At 73.9% G+C, this 1,451-nt stretch carries 1 protein-coding gene; it reads right to left on the reverse strand.

Going from position 1 to position 1,451, the window contains the following annotated elements; translation table 11 throughout:
• Window positions 1–1,451: hypothetical protein (locus C1I95_RS35605; RefSeq protein ID WP_158566527.1), on the reverse strand; the 1,451-nt coding region annotated here is incomplete at both ends.

Genomic DNA, 1,451 nt, shown 5'->3' on the forward strand with positions numbered 1-1,451 from the left:
GTCGAGCACCGCCTTGCGGGCGTACCGGCGGCGCAGCAGGTCGCGCAGTTGGTCGGCGCTGAGACCGACGAACTGCACCTCCCCCATCCACATCGGCATCTGCGGAGTCAGCAGATTGCCGCCCGCGGCGACCGGACGCTGCTGGTTGCGGATCTCGTACCGGACCATCCGCCGCACCCGGGTCTCGGCCATCAGCGCGGCGACGGTGGCCTGGGGTGAACGAACGAAATCCACCACGATGCGCTCGTCGGCGGCGCCGAGCTGCGGACCGCGGGTGGCCGGCTGCGGGTCGTCGACCAGGGCCAACTGCCCGCCGCACAGGTGCACGGTGAACGACTCGACGTGCGGCACCGCCGGGCCGGACGCGGTGACGACGATCTCGACCGGGCCGAACGCGTCGACGGCGGCAGCCAGGAAGACGGTCGCGCTGAATTTCCGCACGCCGGCCGTGACCGGCCCGAGTTGTGCGGTCAGCTCGGTGGTCTGCGGCGCGTCGGCCGCGATGCCGGTCCGCAGCGTCACGTCGGTGCCGGCGGTGGCCCGCAGTCGCAGCCGTACCTCGGTCGCCGCCCCGTCCACCTCCCCTTCGAGGCGAAGGCCCCGCTCCAGCGGACGACTGGCGTCGGGTGGCACGGCGGGCACACCGCCCTCGGCGACGGTGAGGGAGCGTTGGCCCTGCGGGTTCGGTGCCGACCAGACAGGCGGGCCCTGGGTCAGGCCATCGGTGAAGTAGCTGTCGGGTAGCTGCCACAGCACCGGCCACAGGGCCAGCTCGGTCGGGGTGACCAGGCGCAGCAGTCGGGCGGGCAGGGCCAGCGATCGCGGTTGCTCGGCGTCGACCGGCGGGACGGTCGGCACGGTGCGCGACTGGAACAGGTTCGCGGTGGTGAGCAGCGTGTCGGGCAACGGCCGCGCCCCCGTGCTGTACGGGACCTGCGCGACCGTGCCGGTGGCCGGTTTGAACGGCTGGGTGTAGTCCCACGGGTCGGCCGAGTCGCCGGCGCTGCTGGCGTACAGGTAGCCGTCGGTGCCGCCGCGTAGCCGCCGGGTGGTGCTGCCCTCCCGCCAGTACACCCAGGTGTCCTCGGCCCGGCGGTCGCTCACGGCGCTGCCCTCGGCGCCGGCCGCCTCCAGGATGAGCACCAGGTGGTCGGGATCCCGCTGTGGGCCGGTGGCCCGGGTGGAGAGGTCGACGACGCAGCGGGTCAGCGGTGCCGCCGGGCCGGTGCCCCCGAGGCGCCACCACAGCGTCTGCACCGCCTTCTTGGCGTCGCCCTCGGCCCAGGAGAGGGTGACCTCGCCGAGGTTGGCGTAGCCGACCACCTCCTTCCCGTCACCCCACTTGCCCAGGTAGTCGTCGTGGTTGTCGGCGGCGGCCAGGTACTGCCCGAGCGCCGCCGAACGGTTGCCGGTGGGCGGGTAGACCGGCCGGGGCGTGCCGGGCCGGGGTG

The sequence above is a fragment of the Micromonospora craterilacus genome (genome assembly GCF_003236315.1).
In the GTDB taxonomy this organism is placed as follows: domain Bacteria; phylum Actinomycetota; class Actinomycetes; order Mycobacteriales; family Micromonosporaceae; genus Micromonospora; species Micromonospora craterilacus.